Annotated in this window: 14 protein-coding genes; 6 read left to right on the top strand and 8 right to left on the bottom strand. The window is 48.4% G+C overall.

What is annotated here, in order from left to right:
• Positions 1-558 precede the first annotated feature (558 nt).
• From WCN91_RS12015 to WCN91_RS12025, 3 genes are all read left to right on the top strand, one after another.
• Complete coding sequence (locus tag WCN91_RS12015; RefSeq protein ID WP_342679367.1) at positions 559-1,173, top strand: trimeric intracellular cation channel family protein; 615 nt, start codon at positions 559-561, stop codon at positions 1,171-1,173.
• Positions 1,174-1,208: 35 nt separating this feature from the next.
• Complete coding sequence (locus WCN91_RS12020; RefSeq protein ID WP_342679369.1) at positions 1,209-2,714, top strand: YifB family Mg chelatase-like AAA ATPase; 1,506 nt, start codon at positions 1,209-1,211, stop codon at positions 2,712-2,714.
• 63 nt (positions 2,715-2,777) lie between these two features.
• A complete protein-coding gene (locus WCN91_RS12025) occupies positions 2,778-4,454 on the top strand; it encodes an SEL1-like repeat protein (protein WP_342679371.1) in 1,677 nt (558 codons plus the stop codon).
• Positions 4,455-4,469: 15 nt separating this feature from the next.
• Here the strand turns inward: WCN91_RS12025 and WCN91_RS12030 are convergent, their stop codons facing one another.
• On the bottom strand, positions 4,470-5,183 hold the full coding sequence (locus WCN91_RS12030; protein ID WP_342679373.1) for a winged helix-turn-helix domain-containing protein: 714 nt from the start codon (positions 5,181-5,183) through the stop codon (positions 4,470-4,472).
• Between the two features lie 175 nt (positions 5,184-5,358).
• Positions 5,359-6,669, bottom strand: coding sequence for a short-chain fatty acid transporter (locus WCN91_RS12035; protein WP_342679375.1), 1,311 nt, complete (start codon positions 6,667-6,669; stop codon positions 5,359-5,361).
• A 225-nt stretch (positions 6,670-6,894) separates the two neighbouring features.
• Between WCN91_RS12035 and WCN91_RS12040 the strand changes: the two genes are divergently transcribed.
• Complete coding sequence (locus WCN91_RS12040) at positions 6,895-7,119, top strand: hypothetical protein (protein ID WP_105199284.1); 225 nt, start codon at positions 6,895-6,897, stop codon at positions 7,117-7,119.
• 41 nt (positions 7,120-7,160) lie between these two features.
• Here WCN91_RS12040 and WCN91_RS12045 read toward each other — a convergent pair whose 3' ends face one another.
• Positions 7,161-8,108, bottom strand: coding sequence for an AEC family transporter (locus WCN91_RS12045; protein ID WP_342679377.1), 948 nt, complete (start codon positions 8,106-8,108; stop codon positions 7,161-7,163).
• 253 nt (positions 8,109-8,361) lie between these two features.
• On the opposite strand from WCN91_RS12045, the gene WCN91_RS12050 reads away from it, so the two are divergent.
• Positions 8,362-8,742, top strand: a complete 381-nt coding sequence (locus WCN91_RS12050; RefSeq protein ID WP_342679379.1) for a YacL family protein — start codon at positions 8,362-8,364, stop codon at positions 8,740-8,742.
• Here the strand turns inward: WCN91_RS12050 and WCN91_RS12055 are convergent.
• The 5 genes from WCN91_RS12055 to glnA all read right to left on the bottom strand — a co-directional run bounded on the left by WCN91_RS12055 (position 8,705) and on the right by glnA (position 13,843).
• Positions 8,705-9,193, bottom strand: a complete 489-nt coding sequence (locus WCN91_RS12055; RefSeq protein WP_342679492.1) for a cyclic nucleotide-binding domain-containing protein — start codon at positions 9,191-9,193, stop codon at positions 8,705-8,707. The genes WCN91_RS12050 and WCN91_RS12055 overlap by 38 nt on opposite strands.
• Positions 9,193-10,587 carry a nitrogen regulation protein NR(I) gene (ntrC, locus tag WCN91_RS12060; protein WP_342679494.1) on the bottom strand — a complete coding sequence of 465 codons (1,395 nt, stop codon included), beginning with the start codon at positions 10,585-10,587 and terminating at the stop codon, positions 9,193-9,195. The genes WCN91_RS12055 and ntrC overlap by 1 nt, the downstream gene beginning before the upstream one ends.
• Before the next feature lie 18 nt (positions 10,588-10,605).
• A complete protein-coding gene (glnL, locus tag WCN91_RS12065; RefSeq protein ID WP_342679381.1) occupies positions 10,606-11,658 on the bottom strand; it encodes a nitrogen regulation protein NR(II) in 1,053 nt (350 codons plus the stop codon).
• Positions 11,659-11,744: 86 nt separating this feature from the next.
• Entirely contained in the window at positions 11,745-12,275 is a 531-nt protein-coding gene (locus tag WCN91_RS12070) for a DUF4124 domain-containing protein (protein WP_342679383.1), read from the bottom strand.
• Between the two features lie 161 nt (positions 12,276-12,436).
• Positions 12,437-13,843 (bottom strand): glutamate--ammonia ligase, encoded by a 1,407-nt coding sequence (glnA, locus tag WCN91_RS12075; RefSeq protein ID WP_342679385.1) that lies wholly within the window; start codon positions 13,841-13,843, stop codon positions 12,437-12,439.
• A gap of 485 nt (positions 13,844-14,328) precedes the next feature.
• Here glnA and typA point away from each other — a divergent pair, with 485 nt between their 5' ends.
• Positions 14,329-16,155, top strand: a complete 1,827-nt coding sequence (typA, locus tag WCN91_RS12080) for a translational GTPase TypA (protein WP_342679387.1) — start codon at positions 14,329-14,331, stop codon at positions 16,153-16,155.
• The last annotated feature ends 25 nt before the right edge of the window (positions 16,156-16,180 follow it).

The following is a 16,180-nucleotide window of genomic DNA, read 5'->3' on the forward strand; positions in this document are numbered from 1 at the left end:
AGATTGGAAGGCCAGCCCCGACATAAAAAAACTCCCACGGCTATCTGTAGGCGAGGCTTTAGCCTTGCAAAAGCAGAATATTAAACCCGCTTGGATGTTGCTCACAGAAGGCTGGGAAGCAGAGTTGTTTTAACAATACATCCATGTAGCTTGGTTACATCGGTCATCCATGCAGTATTGAATACGTCCTGTATTCCCCCCTTCGGGCCAGCTAACGCTGTTCAAATCTGTTCCAGACAGGTTTGTCACCTCCTCGTGCTGCGATGATACTTAATCCTCGGTCATTCATCGCCTAATTGAAGAAACCCGTTGCAGCAATGCAGCGGGTTTTTTGTGTTTTTAGGTCGGCCTTTTAGGTCGACAATGTGGCATGTCATCGCGACATGTATCTGCACCTTGTCGGGGTTTTCGACAATGTGCTCCTGCATTGTTCTACTACCGCCATCCATGGCGGCAAACCCCGATCTACAACGCAAATCTCCAATAGCCTTGTCTCATCATGGTTGCCAGTACTTTTATGCTTATGTTACAAAGAGTTTTTGTTCATGAGCAGTGACTATGTATGAGCTTTATCATTGGTTTGATCTCTTAGGTGTAGCGGTTTTTGCTATTTCCGGCACGCTGCTGGCTCATGAAAAAAATATGGATGGATTTGGTGTGATCGTCCTAGCCGCTGTAACCGCCATTGGAGGTGGTACATTGCGTGATATGCTTTTAGATGTACCGGTATTTTGGGTGTATGACACCAGTTATTTTATCACCATACTAGTCACGGTTTTTATCACCATAATGTGGCTTAACTATAAACCAAACTTTCCTCACTACTGCTTGCAACTCGCTGATGCTCTGGGGATCGCCTTTTTTGCCATTATGGGTGCTCAAAAGGCGCTGGAACTTGGGGTCCCGGCAATGACGGCTGTGATCATGGCGGTACTGACAGGCTGTTTTGGTGGCGTTATTCGCGATGTTTTGGCGCGAGAGGTGCCCATGCTGTTAAAAGGCCCTTTGTACGCCATTGCCTGTGTTGTCGGTGCTGGTCTGTATATATTGCTTGTGCACCTAGGAACCAATCCTGAGTTGGCTATGTGGCTAGGTGGTATCGCTACCTTGCTGGTGCGCCTTATTGCCATTCGCTGGAATTTGGGTTTATACGTTTTCCGATATCCTAGCTAGACTTAGATTAACTAGTCAGGCAAGGAGGCAGGGATGTGTCTTTAGCGCAAGTATATACTCGTGAACAAATCGGTATCGAAGCCATTGAGGTGCGTGTTGAAGTGTATCTCGGCTCCGGCCTGCCCAATTTCAATATCGTTGGGTTACCAGAAACCTCGGTAAAGGAAGCTAAGGACAGGGTGCGCAGTGCCATTGAGAATAGTCATTTTATCTTTCCCAACCAACGTATAGTCGTCAACCTGGCTCCCGCCGATCTACCCAAGGAGGGAGGGCGTTACGACCTTGCCATTGCCGTGGGTATACTCATTGCCTCGGGGCAGCTTAAGTTTGCCAATCTTGCTCAGGTTGAGTTGCTGGCTGAGCTTGGTCTGGATGGACAATTGCGCCCCATTCGCGGGGTGATCCCTTCGGTCATGGCTGCCAACAAGGCCAATCGCCTGGTCTACCTAAGTGCAGAGAATCAAGGTGAGGCAGCATTAATCGACACGGCTCGGGTTAAATGCGCCCATTCATTACAGCAGCTCTGGCACGACCTTTCTGGGCAGCAAGAGTTGGACTTGGTGACTCCTTTGCCCATTGAGCAAAAGATCACGCCGACGAGCGTCGACTTTAGTGAGGTCAAGGGTCAGCCCATGGCAAAGCGGGTGTTAGAAATCGCTGCCGCAGGTGGCCATAATGTACTATTTAGTGGTCCTCCCGGTACAGGTAAATCCATGTTGGCACAGAGGTTTCCGACCATATTGCCGCAGATGTCCACGCAACAGGCTCTGGAGACTGCCGCCGTATATTCAGTCTCGGGAAAGCCTATCGATGCCAGCAAGTGGCTGCAGCGTCCGTTTCGCAGCCCTCATCATACCTGCTCGGCGGTGGCTCTGGTTGGCGGTTCATCTAAACCTAAGCCAGGTGAAATTTCTTTGGCTCATAACGGTGTCTTGTTTTTAGATGAACTACCCGAATTTGAACGTAAGGTTATAGATAGCCTAAGAGAGCCAATGGAAACCGGTAAGGTGACTATCTCGCGAGCGGCGCAGCAGGTGGATTTTCCCGCACGTTTTCAGCTAATTGCTGCACTGAATCCCAGCCCTACTGGGCATTATAGCGATAAGCGGGCAACGCCGGATCAGGTGATGCGCTATCTGGCACGTATTTCAGGCCCCTTTATTGATCGAATCGACCTGCAAATTGAATTGCCCCGTATTCCCAGTGCTCAACTGCTCTCGTCGCAAGCAGAAGAAGACAGCGCGACCATTCGCGCCCGGGTGATCGCCGCCTGGCAGAAGCAGCAGCAACGCCAAGGCAAGGTTAATGCTTTGTTGTCGGTGCAAGAGTTACAGACCCACTGTGCCTTAACTGCTTTGTGTCGGGATTATCTTGGTGCTGCCAGTGAACGCTTTAAGCTGTCGCCCCGCTCTCATCAACGTATTATCAAGGTGGCACGAACCATAGCCGACCTTGCCGGCGAGCGGGAAATTTCGCAAGCCTGTATTAAAGAGGCTCTGAGTTATCGTGCCTTTGAGCGCATGGTGGCGACGCTGGGGTAGTTGCCGTTGCGCCAATATTTACCAGCTGTTAACATTGTTGAACTAGCTAAATTGGAGTGTTCAATGAAAAAGTGGATTTTTGCGGCCGCCTTATTACCTCAACTTTGTCTGGCAAATGCCAGCGATGCCATGACTTTTTATCTTGATCAGCAATACCAAAAAGCCTTTACCTTATTTGAGCAAACCGCCGAACTGGGTGATGGCCGCAGTCAGTTTAATCTTGCGGTGCAGTACTTGCGCGGACAAGGCGTAAAGGCTGATCCCATCAAGGCCTACGGTTACTTTTCCGTGGCCATGGATAATGGCTTTAAAATGGCCGAGCAGGCCAGAAAGTCTGTGGTTCGCCGCCTGGATAAATCCCAGTTAGCACAGGCTAAAAACTTGGCCGATGAACTCATTGCTCGCTACGGCAAGCTAGGAACTCAAAGCATCAATTATGAGCTCAGTCGTACGCTTACTTATAATCCGACCAGAGAAAAAACTGCTAATCCAGCTACTGCTTATCCCGATGCCTTACGAAGCGATGCAGTGCCAGGGCTGGCCAGCTATATCTTTGATATAGATGAAAATGGCGTGCCGCGGGATCTTATCTTACTGAATTCCTATCCGGCTCCTGAGTTCGGCCAAAGCATCGCCGAAAAATTACGGGAAACTCGTTTTGTTGCCGCCGATAAAAAGTTCCATAATGCCATTATTCGCGGTGTTTTCGCCGGTGCCCAAGACAGTGAAATGAGTCAAAAACTCAAGGCCAGAGCCGAGCGATTATTACAGCAGGCTAAAAGAGATGATGTAAATGCCCAGGCCGAATTAGCTCAGGTATTAAAGTTGTTGGATGAGCAGCCTCAATATCATGCTATCGACGGCGGCGTGAAGGACATACCTGTGGTTGCGCCACAAATAAGTTTTAGTAGCATTACTCAGCCAGAATTTACCAAACAGGAAAAGTTAGAAACCACTTACTTTACCTTTTCTTATCTGGTTAATCTGAATGCCGAGGGGAAGGTAGTTCATTGGCAGCCGTATGAGCAAGTGAATATTCCCAGGGTTTTACGCAAAAAATCCGAAACCCTGATGCAGCAATGGCAGCTAAGTGCCGCTGATGGAGAGTTAAAAGAGCAAAATTGGTATCGAGTGCAGTTTTTCTATAATAATCAGGTGCCGAATTCAGCCTATTTGAATGACCAAATTACTGCCCATGTTGAGATTAAGCCATTGAGTAACAAGGAAGAACAGCAGCAATGGCGTTATTGGCAGCATAAGGCAGCCATGGGAGGCCATAGCGATACCCTGTTTCAGCTTGGGGTGAACTGTAATCTGCGTCTACTGACTTTGGCGGCCAAACAAGATCATAGCCGGGCGCAATTACAGCTGGGCAAATGCCTGATGACCAAAGCCGATGGTTCTGCTGTTTATGCGGAGCAGGCTAAGCATTGGTTAGAAAAAGCGACGGCGCAGGGCAGCCTGATCGCTAAGCGCAAGTTAGCCGGTTGGTATGTACGCTATTCCGATAATGGCAGTGAGTTGGAAAAAGCCATAGAGCTGGCCGAAGAAGTAGCGGATGAGAATGATCACCCCCTTGCTTATGCTTATCTGGCAGCGGCGCATGCTAAATTGGGCAACTTTGAAGAGGCGGTTGATTATCAGCAACAGGCAGTGAATGAAGCCAATGAACAGGCTTTTGAGTTGGCGCCATTCCAACAGTCACTGGCGGCCTACCAGCAGGGGAATATTCTGTTTTAGGTCTTCTTTTAGACCTTAACTTGAAGAGAGCATATAGCCCTTGCCACGCACAGTGACAATGCGCTTTTGCTCTTTTTCATCGCCCAGCTTTTTACGCAGGCGACCTATCAGTACATCCACGGTGCGATCCGTAGGGCTCCAGTCTGGCTGACCAATTTCCTCTGACACCTTCTCCCGCGATGTGGCTTTACCCGCATTGGCAATTAAGCAAATTAATACCTTGTGCTCTGCCTCGGTAAGACGCAGCTCTTCGTTGTTGGCGGTGATCAGGGTGCGATTATCCGGATGCAGTTTAAAGTCTGCATATTCAATATATTCTGTGCTGTCACTGGCCTGGCTAGTTGCGCCATGCAGGCGCTTATATACGGCACGCATACGCAATTCGAGCTCAAGCAAGTCAACGGGCTTGCAGATATAATCATCGGCACCTTGTGCCAGACCGGCGATGCGATCCGACTGCGAGTCCCGGCTTGAAAGCATGATAACGCCGATCTCGGTAAGCGTGCTCAGCTCCCGGGCTAAGGTGAGGCCATCCTTTGCGGGTAAGACGATATCGACAATGGCCAATTCGATGGCATGCTGGGAGTCGCCCTGTGACGCTTGCGCCAAAGCCAATGCTTGCGCCCCTGTGCTATCGACCTGGATGCAAAACTCGGTATCGGCAAAATGATTTTCGATGCGCTTAACGAGTAGCTCATCGTCTTCAACAAGTAACACATTGACGGGCATATGGTTTTACCTAGTGGATTATTGACCTAAAGCAGTGGCAGTACTGGCCTCAACTTTATAGTGTAATGGGCAGACTGCCAACTATTTATAATAAAGGTGAGGCCTGTATTTGCTGGAATAATCAGATCAAGGCAAGAGTATGCCCCTAAAATTACTCCTACTTTGAGGCGAGCACCTAAGCGAGCAGGGCTAACAGCAAGATGATATACAAGCCGCTGGCCAGCAGTTGAATGAGACAAAAGCCCATAATGTCTTTGGCCTTTAAACCAGCAATGGCCAGCACAGGAATGGCCCAAAATGGCTGGATCAGGTTAGTCCAGGCATCGCCCCAGGCTACCGCTAAGGCTACCGAGGAAACCGGTACTTCAAGAGCCTGCGCTGCGGGGAGTAGTAAGGGAGCCTGTACCGCCCACTGACCGCCTCCCGAAGGCACAAAAATATTCACCAGGCCGGCGCTAAGAAAACTCCAGATTGGCAGAGTTGTACTATCAGACAGGGCGATAAACATCTCAGAGATATCCTTGGCCAAGCCGCTTTGGCTCATTAACGCCATCAAGCCAGCATAAAATGGGAATTGAATAACAATGCCGCTGCCACTGCGCACCGCATTATTGAGTTGGGTAATTAGCGCACTGGTGCTGGGTTGTAATAACAGGGCAAAAAACAGAAACAGGGCGATAATGGTGTTGAGGTTTAAGCCTTGCGCACCCGTATAAAAGCTGTTGCCCAAATAAATCAGACCCAGCAAACCTAAGGTTGCGGTAGGCCAACGGGCCAGCTCTAAGGAGTTGCCTGCAGCATTTTGTTGTGCCGTTTCTTTATCGCCTTGAAGTTGCTCGGCATCGACATACACGGCGTCTTGTGGCTTAGGCAGCAACCAGTAATTAAGCAGGGGTAAAATAACGGCCAGGCCAATCACCAGTGCCAGATTTAGTGTTGAGAACAGGGTTTGCGAGGTATCAATCAGGCCGATTTGCTGCTCGGCAAAGTGCCCCGGTGTAGCAATGGTTAATGGGATCGAACCTGATAAGCCGCCGTGCCAAATAATAAATCCGGAATAGGCACTGGCTACCAGCACCCGGTAGTCAACGCGACAAAAGCGCGCCACCGCCTTGGCAAACAGGGCGCCGACCACCAGACCAAAGCCCCAGTTAAGCCAGCTCGCTAAGAGGGCGACCAAGGTGGTAACCACCACCGCCTTGGCCGGCGTATTAAGGCGTCGAGCGACAAAGTTTAAACCGCGCTCGACACTGGGAGTGGTGGCCAGCAGGTAGCCACATACCAAGACCAGCAGCATCTGCATGGCAAAGGTGAAGAGGTTACTGATGCCGCCGCCCCACATTTGCACTAGGGCTAGGGGCGAGTGATCACTGCTTATTAATGCGAGCGCAAAGCTCACCAGGGTGAGCAGCATAACTATCAGCAGCGGGTCCGGCATGTATTTGTCGGTCAGTTTGGCTATGGGTTTGGCAATTTTGGCTAGCATAGGTCTGTAACTATTTGGTATTAATTATTATTGTCTTAACTATTACTTTCTTAACATAGATAGGGTAATGTTAAAAAGGCTAAACTTTAGCATGATAGGCTAAAGTTAATGGGATTACAAAAAGGCTAAGTCTTTAACTTATTGAAAAACAAATATAAAAAGTTGGCCTAATTATTGTAATTGGTTATGGTAATTAAAGAATAGTAATTGACTAACGAGGCTTATATGTCAGGACAAGGTTCAGGTGGTAACGTAATCGCCGCTCTATGTAACGTATTCTTCCCGGGGCTGGGGCAGTTGGTACAGGGGCGTATTCTTGCGGCCTTATTATTTGCCATCTTCTTCTTCGGTGGTGCCGCCCTATGGTGGCTGATAGTGCCCGGCATTATTGCCGCAATCGTCTATGTATGGGCTATTATCGATGCCGCTAAATATCGTTCTTACGATTGATGTAAAAAGAAGCGTGCCTAGAGCACGCTTTTTTATGCCTTTTATATCAGGGTGAGCCAAAAGAAGAAGCTCACTACACTGAGCAGTGTGCTTAACACTACAGTGCTGGCCAATACTTCGCTGCGGGTATTGAGCTGTTTCGCCACCAAATAGGCATTTACACCCAAGGGTGAAGCACTGAGCAGCACCACAAGTAGCAGCTGTTGCTGTGGCAAGGCAAAGACCTGGCTGGCAAATAACCACACTAGGGCAGGGAGCAAGAATAGCTTACAGGCAGATAGGCCTAAAGCCAGGTGCAGCCCAGGGCGAATTTGGTAGTGATGTAAATTGGCGCCTAATACAAACAGGGCTCCGGCTATGGCCGGCTCAGCCAGTAGCGCTAAACCATTTTCCAAAGGCATGGGTAAGGCCAAGCCGCTTAGGTTGAACAGCAAGCCTAAGGTAATGGCCAAGATCACCGGGTTTAACACCAGTTGGCGCACCGTAGTGAGCCAGCTTACCTTTTGCGAGCGACCCGAAAATGCATAGGTGAGTAAAAATAGCAGGGCGCTGTGAAAGGTGATCAGCACAAAAACCGTGGCCGCTATGTCTTTGCCAAGCGCCTGAATGGCAATGGGCAGGCCGATTAACACAGTGTTGGAATAGCTGGCCCCCAGTGCCAATACAGCTCCTTGTGACCAATCGCCGCTATAGTATCGATACAAGATCAGCATCAGGCTAAACATCAGCACCACCGGAATATAAAAGCTCAGCATTAGCTCCAGGCTAAGCACGCTGCCCAGTTGTGCCTGCGCCATATTGATAAACAGAAATACCGGAATACTGATGTAAAAGGTAAAGCGGCTGATCCCCGAGAGTTGCTCACCATTTAGAAAGCGCAGCTTGGCGCATGCAAAGCCGACGCCGGCGATAAAAATCAGTGGGAAAATAATGGCAAAGGTATCGAACATGGTCATTTTTGGTGGCGGTACATAAGGGGATTTTATCATGCTCATAGGCTCGGCGGAGCAACTAATTCCCTGGGCAAGATACCAATTCTGTTAAGTATGTGATCAGAGATAGCGCTGGATAAATGATATGATAACAAGGCGGAATTTTTCTTATGTAGTTATTCTCCATATAAAAATTCCAACACAGTGAGCATGATATTTAGCTCGCTAGAATGATTAGCTATGTAAGTTAATTGGTAAAAGCTATGCTTGTTGGTATGATGCGCGCCTTATTTACAAGGGCCTAAATACCATGGAATATCAGCTATATTCTGACCCCCTATGGGGCAAACGTGTAAAGCTCAGTGATGAGCACCGCTTGGTGGCGCGCTGGTTTAACGATGAGTTATATGACAATGATCAGCTGTTGCAGCGTTTTCAGCAGGCCCTAAACGAGGAGTCGTCAAGAAGTTCGCTCAATGGTGCCCAAGAGCTGGTGATCAAGGGTAAAGAAATGCGGGTGGTGATAGCTTATGGCGAGGTACTCTTTGAAAGCCACGGCTTACATCATGATGAACAAGATTTAGAAGCCTACGCCGCAGACGAGCTAGTGCTGGATGAATCTGAATTAGTCGCCGCCTGTGGCATCGAGGATCTTATTGCTCTGATGCAGGCGTGGCAGGGGTTTCGCTAGAGTCATTGCCGTTGCTGAGCTTGGCTATGCGTTCACTCATGCCGATAATCAATTGATCTTTAATCTTTTCCCGTACTACTACCGGCAGTTTCACTAGTGCCTGTGGGTTGATGGCAAGCACCAGGGTATCGACACTGGCGCGGGCATTGGTGCTGCGCTCTCTATGGCTGATAAAGGCGCCTTCACCGACAAATTCGCCGGGATGAATATGACCCAGATTTTTCATATCGTGCTGGCGAAAAATGATCAGCTCACCGCTGAGCACTATGTAAAGGTGCTGGTTTTGCTGCTCATGCTGCTTAAATACATACTGCCCCTGGCGCACCATATACCATTGTGAAAAGGACTCCAACAGCATCTGTCGCTCAGCAAGTTCGAAGTTGCGAAAGAAGGGCAGCCGATTAATGATTTCCATGCGCTTAAACATGGCGATATTTTCAAGTAGTTTCATCATAAGGGTGTCGTGATATTTCTTTCTTTTAACTTACGCGTCAAGGTGTTGCGTCCCCAGCCAATACGCAGCGCTGCTTCTTGTTTATGGCCGCCACAACTGGCTAGGGCGGATTTGATCAGCCGCGTTTCCAACTGTGCCTGAATATCGGGCCAGACATTGTCCTTACCCTGTTTAAACTCGTTATTAAGCCACTGCTGGAATAGCTCGAGCCAGTCAGAATCTGCTTCTTGTTCTATGCTGGCACTGAGCTCGGGCGGCAAGTCTTCTGCGCCTATATATTCCCCCGGCGCCATTACTGTTAACCAACGACAGGTATTTTCCAGTTGTCTGACATTGCCCGGCCAATTGAACAGCTTCATTTGCTCACAGGCCTGTGGGCTTAAGGTTTTACTGGCCACCTTTAATTCCTGCGCGCTTTTATTAAGGAAGTACTCGGCTAATTGCTCTATGTCTTCGGTGCGCTCGCGCAGGGGAGGCAGTTTTAAGCGCACCACATTTAAACGGTGAAATAAGTCTTCACGGAATTTGCCTTGTTGCGCCAGCCGCTCAAGATCCTGGTGGGTAGCGGCGATAATGCGCACATCTACCTTGAGGCTTTGGTGGCCGCCAACACGATAAAATTCACCGTCGGCAAGCACCCGCAATAAACGGGTTTGTACGTCCAAAGGCATATCGCCGATTTCATCGAGGAACAGGGTGCCGCCATTGGCTTGCTCAAAGCGACCCTTGCGCACGCTGTCGGCGCCGGTGAAAGCCCCTTTTTCATGGCCAAAGAGTTCAGACTCCACCAAGTCCTTGGGAATGGCGGCCATATTCAGGGCGATAAAGGGATTATCCTTACGTGGGCTATGCTGATGCAGGGCGCTGGCAACCAGCTCTTTACCTGTCCCAGACTCGCCGTTGATCAGTACGCTCATGCTTGATGCACTAAGCTTACCTATGGCGCGAAACACCTCCTGCATAGCCGGTGCTTCGCCGATAATCACCGAACGTTTTTGCTCCTTGGTGGCTTTTTTGGCCTTTTTTTGCGTATGGGCACGTACGGCGCGATCAACCACGCTCACCGCTTCTTCTAAATCAAAGGGTTTGGCCAGGTATTCAAAGGCTCCTTTTTGAAAGGCCTGTACCGCCGAGTCCAGATCCGAATGGGCGGTCATGATGATCACCGGCAAGTTAGGATTTTCTTCGCTGATCTGCTCCAGCAAGGCCATGCCATCCAATCCTGGCATGCGCACATCCGAGAGTAAGACCGCCGGTTGTGAGAAGGTCAGGGCGGTTAATACATCTTGAGCGTTATCAAAGCTTTCGACTTCATAACCGTTGCGCGTCAGTACCTTTTGCAGCACAAAGCGAATCGATGCGTCATCATCTACCAACCAAACAGATTTCATCATAGCCCTCTTAGCCGCTTACAGTGGCAAATACAGTGTAAACTCAGTATGGCCCGGCCAGCTATCGCACTCGATAAAGCCTTGATGCTGATCGATCAAGGTTTGTGCGATCGACAAGCCCAATCCCGACCCCCCTTCTTTATTGGTGATCATGGGATAAAACAGGGTTTCCTTTACCTCCGGTGCTATGCCTGGGCCATTATCACAAATTTTGATCTGCAGGGCTTTTTTGAGTGTCGTATCGTAGCGGCGCACATGATAGCGTACCCGGGTCGATACCTTAATTTCGCCTCCCGCACTGAGCGCCTGCATGGCATTGCGCACTATGTTAAGGAGGACCTGCTGGATTTTATCGCCATCGACCACCACATCCGGAATGCTCGGGTCATAGTCTTTAATCAGGTCGATATTTTTATTGTTATCCAACATGCAGAGCTTTAATACATTCTCCAGGGTTTGATGGATATTGGTCGCCTGCTTTTGTAAGCGCTGATTTGGCCCCAGCAGCCTGTCGACCAATTGCCTTAATCTATCCGCCTCGTGAATAATTAGCTGTGCACACTCATCGCGCTCCTGCTGATCAACCTCATACTGCAATAATTGCGCCGCTCCGCGAATTCCACCGAGGGGATTTTTAATTTCGTGCGCTAAATTACGGATCAGGGTTCTTGCCGCTTGGTGTTGATGCATTTGGTTAGAGGCTTGATCGAGGCGGATTTCTTCATCTGTTTGGCGGATTTCAAGCAGCAAAAATACCCCACCCTGGTAGTTGATGCGGCGGCTATTAAGTGCCAAGTTGGCATGGCGAGTATCGACGAACACCACGTCAGCCCTGTGCTGGTGGCAATCCACCCCTTGCTTGAGGGTGTAGTTGGCTATGCGCTCAAGTTCCACCGAGTGATAGCTAAATAGGGATTCGAAGGCTTGGCCTTGAATACGTTTTAAGCCTTGCCCAAGCAGCTCGGTGCAACTGGTGTTGGCGTAAACCAGGTTAAAGTTTTTATCTAAAATAAGTATGGCAGTGTGCAGGTTTTCCCACATCTGCTGGAAGAAATCGCCGTGAAGTTTCATCTTGATTAATAAGTTGCACCAGCATGGTGCAACCATCTTAGCAGGTTTATTGGGCTGTGCGCAGTCATTTTCTGGCTGCGCCGTAATTAAGGACCAGTGATCACCGAGCGGCGATGCATAAAGAAGGTGATGGGCTTGGAGCTGGCCAATACTTCGCCTTCGCTATTGAGTAGTTTTAAAACCAGGCTGTGCTCGCCGCGATCAACATTGCGCAGGGCAAAAAGGCTGGAGCTTTGTGGTTCGCCATGGGCCTGACCGTCCATAAACAGCTGTACACTATGCCCTTGTAAAAACCTGGGTTTTACCTGGCCACTGACATGCACCGAGCCGGTGTTGTCGCGAATGGTTTCTTCCTGCGTTGGAGTGGTAATAGCGATAGAAAATTTCACCTGCTCTAGGTCATCGACTTCATCGAGAATACTGGTGTCGACGCTGGGCATATTCATTACCGGAGCGTTAAGGGTGACTCTTTCCGCCCCTTTGCGCGGGGTGTCAGAAAACACCAATACGCCATTTTCATCCTTGTACACGTAGATGTCTTTGCTCGGTGCGGCCCATGCTGTACTAAAAATAGTTAGCAGCACGACCATGCTTAAAATATACAGCCTTGTGTTCACGTGAAATCCTATTTACGGTTGTTATTCTTATAATTAACAAAATAAGCCAAATTAATGGCTAGGTATTAACTTTAGTCCAAAGGTTGTATTTTTTCCATAAAAAAAGCCTGCTTAGCAGGCTTTTAGAACACACATGATATAACTAAATTGTCTTATCTGGTTTATACGCTGTAGTACATTTCGAACTCAACTGGGTGAGTTGTCATGTTTAGCTTTTCAACTTCTTTTGCCTTCAGCGAGATATAGGCGTCGATTAGGTCATTAGTGAATACGCCGCCTTGAGTTAGGAACTCACGGTCTGCATCAAGACAAGCTAGGGCTTCGTCTAGTGAAGTTGCAACCGTTGGGATTTCAGCTGCTTCTTCTGCAGGTAGGTCGTATAGATCCTTATCCATAGCATCGCCAGGGTGGATCTTGTTCTTAATACCGTCAAGACCAGCCATAAGCTGAGCTGCAAACGCCAGATATGGGTTAGCCGCAGGGTCAGGGAAGCGTACTTCGATACGACGACCTTTTTCTGAAGGAACTACAGGAATACGGATTGATGCAGAGCGGTTACGTGCCGAGTAAGCAAGCATTACTGGTGCTTCGAAGCCAGGAACTAGACGCTTGTAAGAGTTAGTTGCCGGGTTGGTGAAGGCATTGAGCGCTTTAGCATGCTTGATGATACCGCCGATGTAGTAAAGTGCGTCTTCAGAAAGGCCGCCGTACTTGTCGCCAGCGAAAAGGTTTTTGCCATCTTTGGCTAGAGACTGGTGACAGTGCATACCAGAGCCGTTGTCGCCAACTAGAGGTTTAGGCATAAAGGTTGCCGTTTTACCGTAAAGGTGAGCCATGTTGTGGATAACATACTTCATCTCTTGGATTTCATCCGCTTTGATAACCATGGTATTAAAGCGAGTGGCAATCTCATTTTGACCGGCAGTGGCTACTTCGTGGTGGTGTGCTTCTACTACATGGCCTAGCTCTTCTAGTACCAAGCAGGTTGCACTACGCCAATCCTGTGATGAATCAACAGGCGCTACTGGGAAGTAACCGCCTTTAACACCAGGACGGTGACCCGTGTTACCACCTTCATAGTCACGGTCTGAGTTCCAAGCTGCTTCTTCAGAATCGATCTTGTACATAGAACCAGACATATCTGTTTTGTACTTAACATCGTCAAATAGGAAGAACTCTGGTTCTGGGCCGAATAGAACGGTGTCGGCGATACCGGTAGAGCGCATATACTCTTCGGCGCGCTTAGCAACAGAGCGAGGGTCACGCTCATAACCTTGTAAAGTTGAAGGCTCAACTACGTCACAACGCACAACAAGTGTGGTTTCTTCTGTAAAGGGGTCAAGTTTGGCGCTGTTAACGTCTGGTAGAAGTACCATGTCAGATTCGTTAATGCCTTTCCAACCAGCAATAGAAGAACCATCGAACATTTTACCTTCTTCGAAGAAGTCTTCGTCCGCTTGGTGATGCGGGATAGAAAGGTGGTGCTCTTTACCCTTGGTATCGGTAAAACGTAAATCTACGAACTTAACGTCATTTTCTTTAATAAAAGTTAAAACCGTATGTGACATGTGTCCTCCAACTAGGAATATTTTGTGTGCTGCATCTTACTGCAATTGTGCACTAACAAGCTAAAAGTGTGCCAATTATTCAACCGCATGTTTATTAAGAGTTTTAAATAAAGTTATTATTCCGCCAAAGCTATTACGCACCTTTTTGGTGCGCGTTTGCATTGCTTTGGTGCATTTGTTTTGCCCTTTTTCAGCCCTGGTTTACGGCTTGACCAAGGCTGGCTTTAGATTAAACCCCTTACCTTGTACCAGGTACAATAGGTTAGCCGAAAAATACCTGCTAATATTTTTGCTGTGGTTGTTTTTTATTCACCCTAACGGTGCGATATGACAATCAAGTCACAGTCACAGAAAAAAATGTTGGATAAACTTTCATCTAGTGACGTTATAAGGGATAATACGCGCCCTTTTAAACTCGACGCGGGTAGTTGTTTGCCGAGCGTGGACCATCTAGGAACAATGAGGCTAGCCTCTTAAGTAGATATATGAGCATCGAAAAGTTAAGAAATATCGCGATTATCGCGCACGTTGACCATGGTAAAACAACTCTGGTTGATAAATTGCTTGAGCAATCGGGCACACTGCAAACTCGCGGTGGTAACGAAGAGCGAGTGATGGACTCCAACGACATTGAAAAAGAGCGTGGTATTACCATCCTAGCGAAAAACACGGCAATCAACTGGAAAGATTACCATATCAACATCGTGGATACTCCGGGACACGCCGACTTCGGTGGTGAAGTGGAGCGCGTTCTATCGATGGCTGATTCTGTACTTCTTCTTGTTGATGCTCAAGAAGGTCCTATGCCGCAAACGCGTTTCGTAACGCAAAAAGCGTTCGCACAGGGTTTGAAGCCAATCGTTGTTATCAACAAAATCGACAAGCCGAGCGCACGTCCTGATTGGGTAATGGATCAGGTTTTTGACCTGTTCGATAACCTAGGTGCAACCGACGAACAGCTAGACTTTAAAGTGATCTACGCATCGGCTATCAATGGTTGGGCAACACTAGATTTAGACGAGCCTTCGGACAACATGGAACCCATGTTCGAAGCGATTGTTAAAGAAGTTGAGGCACCGGATGCGGATCCTCAAGGTCCACTGCAAATGCAGATCTCTCAGCTTGATTACAACTCATACGTAGGTGTTATCGGTGTTGGTCGTATCAAGCGCGGTACGGTTAAAGTTAACCAACAGGTCACTGTTATCGGTGCCGATGGTAAAACACGCAACGGTAAAGTTGGCCAGGTACTGACTTATCTAGGTCTTGACCGTCACGAAGCACAAGAAGCGACTGCCGGTGATATCATTGCTATCACAGGTCTTGGCGAGCTGAAAATCTCAGACACCATTTGTGATGTAAACAATGTTGAAGCGCTTCCAGCGCTAAGCGTTGATGAGCCTACGGTTACTATGACTTTCTCTGTAAACACTTCACCGTTTGCAGGTCAAGAAGGTAAATACGTAACTTCACGTAACATCCGCGAGCGTCTTGACGCCGAGCTTGTTCACAACGTAGCACTACGCGTTGAAGACACTGACAACCCAGATAGCTTCCGTGTATCGGGTCGTGGTGAACTACACCTAGGTGTACTTATCGAGAACATGCGTCGTGAAGGTTATGAACTTGCAGTTTCACGTCCAGAAGTAATTCTTCGTGAAGTGGATGGTGTTCTTGAAGAACCATATGAAACGGTAACTATCGACTGTGAAGAGGCGCACCAAGGTTCTATCATGGAACAACTAGGTCTGCGTAAAGCGGAAATGACCGACATGTCTCCAGATGGCAAAGGCCGTATCCGTATGGACTTTATGATTCCTAGCCGTGGTCTAATCGGTTTCCAAACCGAATTTATGACCTTAACTTCAGGCACAGGCTTGATGTACCACACATTTGATCACTACGGTCCTCACAAAGGCGGTAAGATCGGTCAGCGTAAAAACGGTGTATTGATCGCGAATGCTCAAGGTAAAGCGCTAACCAACGCCCTGTTCAACCTACAAGAGCGCGGTAAGCTATTTATCGGCCACGGTGTTGAAGTGTACGAAGGCATGGTTATCGGTATTCACAGCCGTGACAACGACCTAACTGTTAACGCCCTTAAAGGTAAGCAGTTAACCAACGTTCGTGCCTCAGGTACTGACGAAGCACAAACACTTGTGCCGCCTATCAAGATGACGCTAGAGCAAGCGCTTGAGTTTATCGATGATGACGAACTGGTAGAAGTAACGCCTGAAAGCATTCGTATTCGTAAGCGTTTCCTAACGGAAAACGAACGTAAGCGCGCTTCACGTGAAAGCAAAAAAAGCTAATTACAGCGAATAATGAAAAGCCCGC

The organism is Pseudoalteromonas qingdaonensis, from assembly GCF_038739665.1.
In the GTDB taxonomy this organism is placed as follows: Bacteria; Pseudomonadota; Gammaproteobacteria; order Enterobacterales; family Alteromonadaceae; genus Pseudoalteromonas; species Pseudoalteromonas qingdaonensis.